This is a genomic window from Photorhabdus hindustanensis (genome assembly GCF_002968995.1).
GTDB classification, from domain to species: domain Bacteria; phylum Pseudomonadota; class Gammaproteobacteria; order Enterobacterales; family Enterobacteriaceae; genus Photorhabdus; species Photorhabdus akhurstii.
Genome location: NZ_PUWT01000005.1, coordinates 115,749 through 124,025, shown reverse-complemented (window position 1 = coordinate 124,025; position 8,277 = coordinate 115,749). Strand labels below are relative to the sequence as shown.

At 39.9% G+C, this 8,277-nt stretch carries 6 protein-coding genes; 3 read left to right on the top strand and 3 right to left on the bottom strand.

Annotation, left to right across the window (positions count from 1 at the left end; all coding sequences use genetic code 11):
- From C6H66_RS02845 to C6H66_RS02835, 3 genes are all read left to right on the top strand, one after another.
- A partial coding sequence (locus C6H66_RS02845; RefSeq protein ID WP_146111014.1) for an IS30 family transposase occupies positions 1 to 362 on the top strand: 362 nt, incomplete at its 5' end.
- A gap of 492 nt (positions 363 to 854) precedes the next feature.
- On the top strand, positions 855 to 1,808 hold the full coding sequence (locus C6H66_RS02840) for a methyltransferase (RefSeq protein WP_046395904.1): 954 nt from the start codon (positions 855 to 857) through the stop codon (positions 1,806 to 1,808).
- A gap of 656 nt (positions 1,809 to 2,464) precedes the next feature.
- Positions 2,465 to 3,421 (top strand): methyltransferase, encoded by a 957-nt coding sequence (locus C6H66_RS02835; protein ID WP_046396088.1) that lies wholly within the window; start codon positions 2,465 to 2,467, stop codon positions 3,419 to 3,421.
- Between the two features lie 228 nt (positions 3,422 to 3,649).
- Here the strand turns inward: C6H66_RS02835 and fdoI are convergent, their stop codons facing one another.
- Genes fdoI through fdnG form a run of 3 tightly spaced genes read right to left on the bottom strand, consistent with a single transcriptional unit; the run spans position 3,650 to position 8,276 of the window.
- Entirely contained in the window at positions 3,650 to 4,291 is a 642-nt protein-coding gene (fdoI, locus tag C6H66_RS02830) for a formate dehydrogenase cytochrome b556 subunit (protein WP_046396087.1), read from the bottom strand.
- The gene (gene fdxH, locus C6H66_RS02825) at positions 4,288 to 5,217 is read right to left on the bottom strand and encodes a formate dehydrogenase subunit beta (protein ID WP_046396086.1); all 930 of its coding nucleotides are present in this window, start codon (positions 5,215 to 5,217) and stop codon (positions 4,288 to 4,290) included. Before fdxH ends, fdoI begins: the two co-directional genes overlap by 4 nt.
- 11 nt (positions 5,218 to 5,228) lie before the next feature.
- Entirely contained in the window at positions 5,229 to 8,276 is a 3,048-nt protein-coding gene (gene fdnG, locus C6H66_RS02820) for a formate dehydrogenase-N subunit alpha (protein ID WP_146111013.1), read from the bottom strand.
- Position 8,277: the final 1 nt, after the last annotated feature.

The window sequence follows — 8,277 nt, the reverse complement described above, 5'->3', positions numbered from 1 at the left end:
GCAAGCGGGCATTAGAAGTCGCAAAAGCGGTAGTGAAAGTATTATACCCGTTAAAACAAAGGGTTAAGACCATCACATTCGATAACGGTTTGGAGTTCGCAGAGCATGAAATCATGAGTAAAAAATTAGAAACCCAAATTTATTTTGCTCACCCTTACTCGCCTTGGGAAAGAGGGATAAATGAGAATATCAATGGACTCATCAGACAATACTTTCCAAAGGGAACTGATTTTAATAAAGTCTCTGATCAGGAAATAAATTTTGTAGTAAACCGATTAAATAATCGCCCCCGAAAAACACGGGGAGGGAAAACACCGAATGAATTATTTAAAGGAATACGAACATGTTTACTTCCGGATTAACGATGTTGCACTTATTATGTGAATCCAAGAAATATAATGATATGGATATTGTATGTTTGATGAATATATGGAGAATATGGCGTCGAGATATTTGATGCCATATTTTTATTTTTTATCAATAAAATTTTTAAATAGAATGTGGATCTAAATTTTATAATAATATTGGTTTAATGGCGAAAATATCAAAATTAAGTTATATTTCCTTGTTTTATTTTCAAACATCCTGCAAGGAATTAATTGTGATCTTTATCATTTATTTTTATTAAATTTAATATAGTATAATAAGTTACGCCTAGAAATGGATAATTAAGGTTAGTTAACTTGTTGGAAAATAAGGGGAGTGAAAATTTATTATTTCATAAGGAAAAGGTAACAAAACTAATAATCACAATTTGGTGAAAATATGTTGTTAAGATACTTAATCAATTATCACGGTATTTCCAGAGTTTTATATAAGACATTTCATTTCTTTATCAGATAAAGGGCAACGCTATGCTAATCGAACTTATTACATCATGTAGAAAATCAACCGCAATTTATGCTTTTGTTGATATGGGGTTGTCTGTTCACTTTAAAGATGGAGCCTGCGTAAATATTAGCGAAATTTCCCGTCAATATGGTCTTGATCATGCTCGCTTTAGCCGGTTATGTGAATATTTAATCAAAATAGGGGTATTGGTTAACAGCGGTGAAGGAATTGCACTTTCTGAGGAGTGCAGTGCACTTGCAGACCCGGAAAGTATGGAATCATTAATGATAAGGTGCGAAGTTAGCCCAGAATTCTGGAACGCTTGGTCAATGTATTCAAAATCCTTATCTGAGAATAATAGTAAAACGGCATTTGAAATAGCGCATGGAAAACCATTTTTTGAATATTTGGACAATCATGAATTGTTTAGATCAAATTTTGATTCTTTTATGTCAAAAAACTCGGACAAAATAATAGATAAAATACTCGATATTTATGATTTTAGTCAATACAACAGAATATTAGATGTTGGAGGGGGAGAAGGAAAGCTTTTGATAAGAATGAATGAAAAAGTAAAAGGAAAACATTACGCTGTATTGGACAGGTATAATGAAACCCCTGTTTTAGAAGATATTGAATTTATAAATGGAGATTTTTTTAAATCAGTTCCATCTGGTTATGATTTATATATTCTAAAAAATATTATCCATAATTGGTCTGATAATAATGCAGTATTAATTTTGCAGAGCTGTAGAAAAGCTATGGATGATAATGCAACTGTTTTATTGATAAGCACAGTGAAGAAACCACGATTAGAAATAATTGACTCTACGGATATATTAATGGATGTATTATTATTAGGAAAAGAGCGTTATTTGAATGAACTAGAAGATTTAGCTCACCAGGCAGGATTTGTCGTTAAAGGTATTAAAGAGATAAATGAGAAATATTCAATTATAGAACTAGGGGTAAAATAAATTACAGATAATCATGGAGCTACACAAAGATAGTTATATGGATATTGTGCCTCTGAAAATAGGTATAGCAAGTATGGCATCAAAATGTCTGATGCCATATTTTTATCTTATTTTATAAAAACATATAGATATTTGAAATATAATTCAGATATTTATAATGAATACAGTTTTCATAAATATTATATTTTAATATTGGAATTAATTAGTAATAGGTAGGGTATCACTACCCTTCATTGATGATCTTTAGGGAGGAATTTATTGATGTTTCTTTTCCTATTGCTGAAATAGTACACTTAAGAAATACCTGTAATTTTTCAGGTTTTATAATTATCATTTCTTTTATAAATGAATGTAAATGGAAATATATACACTACGTTATTTTCTGCTATTTAATTTTTAATTGTTATGAGAACAGTTAATTGTGATCTTTGTCATTTCTTTTTATCAAATTTAATATAATCTGATAGTTAACGCCTTACGCTCAAAAATGCGGAAGTAGGATGAATTGAATCTTTACATGAAAAGATAATAAAGCTAATAATTACATTTTAGTTCAAATGGGGTGTCAGGATATCCAATCTATCATCATGGTATTTCTTGGATTTTTGATAAGATATTTAATTTCTTAATAATATATAGATATAAAGGATAGCTCAATGCTAACTGAACTGATTGCGTCAAATAGAAGATCAGCTGCAATTCATGCTTTTGTTGATACCGGATTATCTACTCACTTTAAAGATGGAATTTATGTCGATATAAGCGAGCTTTCCCGTAAATCTGGTGTTAATTATGCTCGGTTTAGTCGATTATGTGATTTCTTAGTTGAAATGGGGGTATTGGTTAGCAACAATAACAAATTCAGGCTTTCTGATGAGTGCCAGGTGTTTGCCGATCCTGAAAGTTTTGAGACATTCATGATAAAGCTTGAAATTTGCTCATATTACGGTAACGCTTGGTTAATGTATGGAAAATCCTTATTTGAAGATGATGGAAAATCGGCATTTGAAATGGCACATGGCAAGCCATTCTTTGAATATTTGGATGGTAACAAATTTCTCAAATCAAATTTTGATGCTTTAATGACAAGAGTCTCAAATTTAATCGTTGAGGAGCTACTTGGTATTTATGATTTTAATCAGCACAATAGAATATTAGATGTTGGAGGGGGAGAAGGGGAGCTTTTAGCAAGAATCAGTGAAAAGGTAAAAGGAAAACATTACGCTGTATTGGATAGATATAATGAACTTCCCGTTTCTGACAATATAGAGTTTATCAATGGAAATTTTCTAAAGTCAATTCCATCCGGTTATGATTTGTATATTTTAAAAAATGTTCTCCATAATTGGTCCGATAGTGACTCAATACTTATTTTGGAGAATTTCCGCAAAGCAATGGATAAAAATTCATCTCTATTATTGATAAATATGGTGAAAGAGCCAGAATTTTCTAGATCTTTCGATATATTAATGGATATGTTATTTTTAGGGAAAGAACGTAGTTCTGCTGAATTTGAATATCTGGCTAACCAAGCTGGACTTGTCGTTCAAGAGAATAAAATTGTAGATCAATCATATTCACCATATTCATTTATTGAACTACGGATAAAATAAATTGTAGGAATTACAGATTATTCCCAAAGATGGTTATATAAAATAAAGCATCAAATTTTTTGATGCTTTAATCTATATCAAAGAAATATATAGATTAAAAATATAAAATGAATTGAATTTAAACAAAAACAGCAAGCCTAATATTTAATCATTTATTGCATTATTCGTACTTAATCAACAATAAGCAGGATATGATTATCCTGCTTTGATGATTATATTCAAAACGCATTAACGTTTCTCTTCTTGCTGTTCCTGTTTTATCACTTCACGATACCAGCGTGGGTGATGTTTCTTCGCCCAACCACGGGTTACCCAACCTTCAACCATTGCCCGGAGAGATCCTTTCACCCAGAATGCCGCATAAGCGTGAATCATGATTGTCAAGATTAAACCAATAGCTGACATTGAATGAATTAGAAGCGCAATTCGAATTATCGGAATAGAGAAGAGATCAGCAAAATAGGGGCGCCAAATAACAACACCACTGACAGCGAGTAATATCAGGCAAATACTGATAGACCAGTAGACCCCTTTCTGACCTAAGTTATATTGGCCAATATCGCCCGCTTCCTCATTTTTCATAATCTTATGGATGTTTTTCAGCCATATAATGTCATCTTTGTCGATAAAGTTATGTTTAAAATATCTGAAAAACATAAAGATAAATAAAATAAACATCGCTGAACCAACAAATGGATGCAAAATTCGTGACAATTGCGGCGTACCTAAGATATTCATCAGCCAGTTAAACGAGGGGAAAAAGAATCCTAATCCACTAATGGCGGTAAATAGAAAACAGAGAACTACCGCCCAGTGGTTTACTCGCTCAACCGGTGAGTGACGGATAATAATATCTTTCCTGCCTTTCATCGCGGTTCCTCCCCATTGGCTGATTGCTGTGAAGGCTCGGTATCACGACGCGCACTTTCTTCGTCTTCTTCCGTTACCTGGTTCGGACCAATACCCACATAATGGAAGAGGCTGGCAGCGAATGTGGCTGCAAATCCCACTGCGGCCAGCGGCTTCCAAATACCTTTCCAGAAGGTGACGGTCGGGCTAATAGCGGGATTGTCCGGTAGGCCATGATATAGCTGTGGTTTGTTAGCATGGTGCAGTACATACATCACATGGGTACCACCAACACCATCAGGATCGTATAAACCCGCATTCTCATAACCGCGGCCTTTCAACTCACTCACCCGTTCAGCCGCTAAATCCTTCATGGCTTTTTTACTGCCAAAATGGATTGCACCGGTCGGACAGGTTTTCACGCAGGCAGGTTCCTGACCGACGTTAACGCGATCAACGCAGAGAGTGCATTTATATACCCGGTTATCTTCTTTGTTGAGTCGTGGCACATTGAATGGACAACCGGCAATACAGTAGCCACAGCCGATACAGTGTTCCGACTGGAAATCAACAATTCCGTTGGCATACTGAATGATCGCCCCTTCTGCTGGACAAGCCTTCAAGCAACCGGGATCAGCACAGTGCATACAACCATCTTTACGAATCAACCATTCCAGTTTGCCGTTCTCTTCAACCTCTGAGAAGCGCATCACGGTCCATGATTTGGCGGTTAAATCAGCCGGGTTATCATAAACACCAACGTTATAACCGATCTCATCACGGATATCGTTCCACTCAGAACAGGCCACCTGACAAGCTTTACAGCCGATACAGGTTGTCACATCAATCAGTTTCGCAACGCCCTCCTGGTCATCCCGCACCCGTGGCGCAGGAGTAAAAGAATTTGTGGCAGAGCGGCGAATGATGTCTTGAGTTTGCAATGACATAATTTTTCCCTTTACACTTTTTCCACATTGACCAAGAACGCTTTGAATTCAGGCGTTTGTGTGTTCGCATCGCCAACAAATGGTGTCAAGGTATTGGCAATAAAGCCTTTCTTCGCTGCCCCTTCAAAGCCCCAATGAATCGGAATACCGATAGTATCCACTTCACGACCGTGTACATTCAGGGTACGAATACGTTTGGTGACAACCGCTTTCGCTTTGATGTAACCGCGATTAGAGCTAACTTTGACGGTATCACCGTGCTTGATGCCTTTCTTTTCCGCCAGTTTTTCACCGATTTCCACAAACTGTTCAGGTTGGATAATCGAGTTCAACAATGCGTGTTTTGTCCAATAGTGGAAATGTTCTGTCAAACGGTAAGTGGTCCCCACATAAGGGAATTTATCTGCCTTACCCATTGCTTCAAAGTCGCTTTTGAACACTCGGGCAGCCGGGTTGGATACCACATTCGGATGCAATGGATTGGTCCCCAATGGCGTTTCAAAGGGTTCATAGTGTTCAGGGAATGGCCCTTCCGCCATCTTATCAATAGCAAACAGACGCGCCATACCTTCCGGTTGCATGATAAATGGACCAACATCCGTTTCCGGCGCAGCCACACTATAATCAGCAGTATCGACGCCACCCCACTTAATACCATCCCACGTCAGTAACTGACGTTTCTCATCCCAAGGTTTGCCCTGCGGATCGGCCGATGCGCGATTGTACAAAATACGACGATTTAACGGCCATGCCCATGCCCAACCGAGAGTATTGCCTAATCCTGACGGATCGGCGTTATCACGACGGGCCATCTGGTTGCCTTCCGGCGTCCAGCTTCCGGCAAAGATCCAACAACCACTAGCGGTAGTACCATCATCACGTAGCTGCGCAAAAGAGGTTAATTGCTGACCTTGTTTCACTATGACGTTGCCATCAGCATCAATCAGATCAATCAGTGCCCGGCCATTACTCTCTTGGGCCACTTCTTCCGATGTAGGGCTGTCCGGGTTGAAGTAATTCCAAGTCATGCTCAGCAGCGGCTCTGGTGATGCTCCCCCTTCCGCACGGTACATATCCCGCATGCGTTTGAAGATACCGGAAAGGATCTCTCCATCACCGATGGCTTCTCCCGGTGCATCCGCACCTTTCCAGTGCCATTGCAACCAGCGACCAGAGTTAACAATTGAACCGTTTTCCTCTGCGAAGCAGCAGCACGGCAGGCGGAAAACTTCTGTCTGAATTTTGGATGAATCGACATCGTTAAATTCACCGTGGTTCTGCCAGAAAGTTGACGTTTCAGTGTTAAGCGGATCGATAGTGATCAGGAATTTCAGTTTCGACAGGGCGTCAACCACTTTGTTTTTATTCGGAAAAGAAGCTACCGGGTTAAAGCCCTGGCAAATATAGCCATTGACTTCACCTTTCGACATCATGTTAAAAAATTGCAGGACGTCATAACTTTTGTCCCACTTCGGCAGCCAATCAAAACCCCAGTCGTTATCTTTACGGGCATTATCACCGTAGAAACTCTTCATCAGACTGATAAAGAATTTTGGGTAATTCCCCCAGTAGTTAATCTGACCCGGCAGCATCGGTTTGGGGGTATTTGCCTGGAGATAAGTTTGTAGATCAGCCTGCTTCTCTGAGGGAAGTGTCAGATATCCCGGCAAGCTTTGCGACAACAATCCCAAATCAGTCAATCCCTGAATATTCGAGTGACCACGCAATGCATTAACACCGCCACCTGCCATACCCATGTTGCCCAATAGCAGTTGGATCATTGCCATCGTTCGGATGTTCTGTGCGCCCACTGAGTGTTGAGTCCAACCCAGCGCGTACAGGAAAGAAGCGGTCTTATCCTTAACACAAGTCTCTGCAATATATTCGCAGACTTTCAGGAAATCCTCTTTTGGCGTACCGCAAATATCACTGACGACATCGGGCGTATAACGGCTAACGTGCTCTTTTAACAAATTCCACACACAATGTGGGTGCTTAAGTGTGATATCACGTTGAGCAAAGCCGTTTTCATCCAGTGCATAGTTCCAACTGGTTTTGTCGTATTGACGTTTTTCCGCGTCATAACCACTGAATAAACCATCATCGAATGAGTAATCTTCACGTACGATCAGACTGGCGTTGGTATACGCCTCAACATATTCGTGGTTAATCTTATTGTTGGTTAGCAGATATAAAATCACACCTGACAAGAAGGCAATATCGGTACCAGAACGGATTGGGGTATAGAAATCCGCTACAGATGCTGTACGGGTAAAACGTGGATCAATCACAATTAACTTAGCGTTATTATGGATTTTGGCTTCCATTGCCCAACGGAATCCCACAGGATGCGCTTCGGCAGCGTTACCACCCATAACGACGATCAGATTCGCGTTCTTAATATCAACCCAGTGGTTGGTCATCGCACCGCGACCAAATGTTGGAGCAAGACTTGCTACCGTTGGTCCGTGTCAGACACGTGCTTGGTTGTCTACGGCGAGCATGCCGAGAGCGCGACTAAATTTTTGCGACAGATAACCTGTTTCGTTACTGGAAGCAGAAGCACACAGCATGCCGGTCGTCAGCCAGCGATTGACTGTCACGCCTTCTTGATTGGTTTTAATGAAATTGGCGTCACGGTCTGCTTTCATTAACTTAGCGATGCGATCAAATGCCTCATCCCAAGTAATACGTTGCCATTTGTCAGAACCCGCTGCGCGATATTCCGGGTATTTCAGGCGGCTTTCGCTATGGATAAAATCAACTAAGCCGGCCCCTTTAGGACAAAGTGCGCCGCGGTTTACCGGATGATCAGGATCACCTTCAATATGGAAAATAGTTGCTTTCGCGTTTTTTGCGCCATCGCCAAGGCTGTACATCAACAGCCCACAACCGACAGAGCAGTACGTACAGGTATTTCGGGTTTCACGCGCACGCAACAATTTATAGTTACGTGTTTGTGCAAGGGCTGCGGCTGGCGCAAAGCCCAACGCGGCTACCGTTGTACCCGCCATACCGCCAGCGCAGATCTTAAAGAACTGCCTTCTGCTGACTTGCATG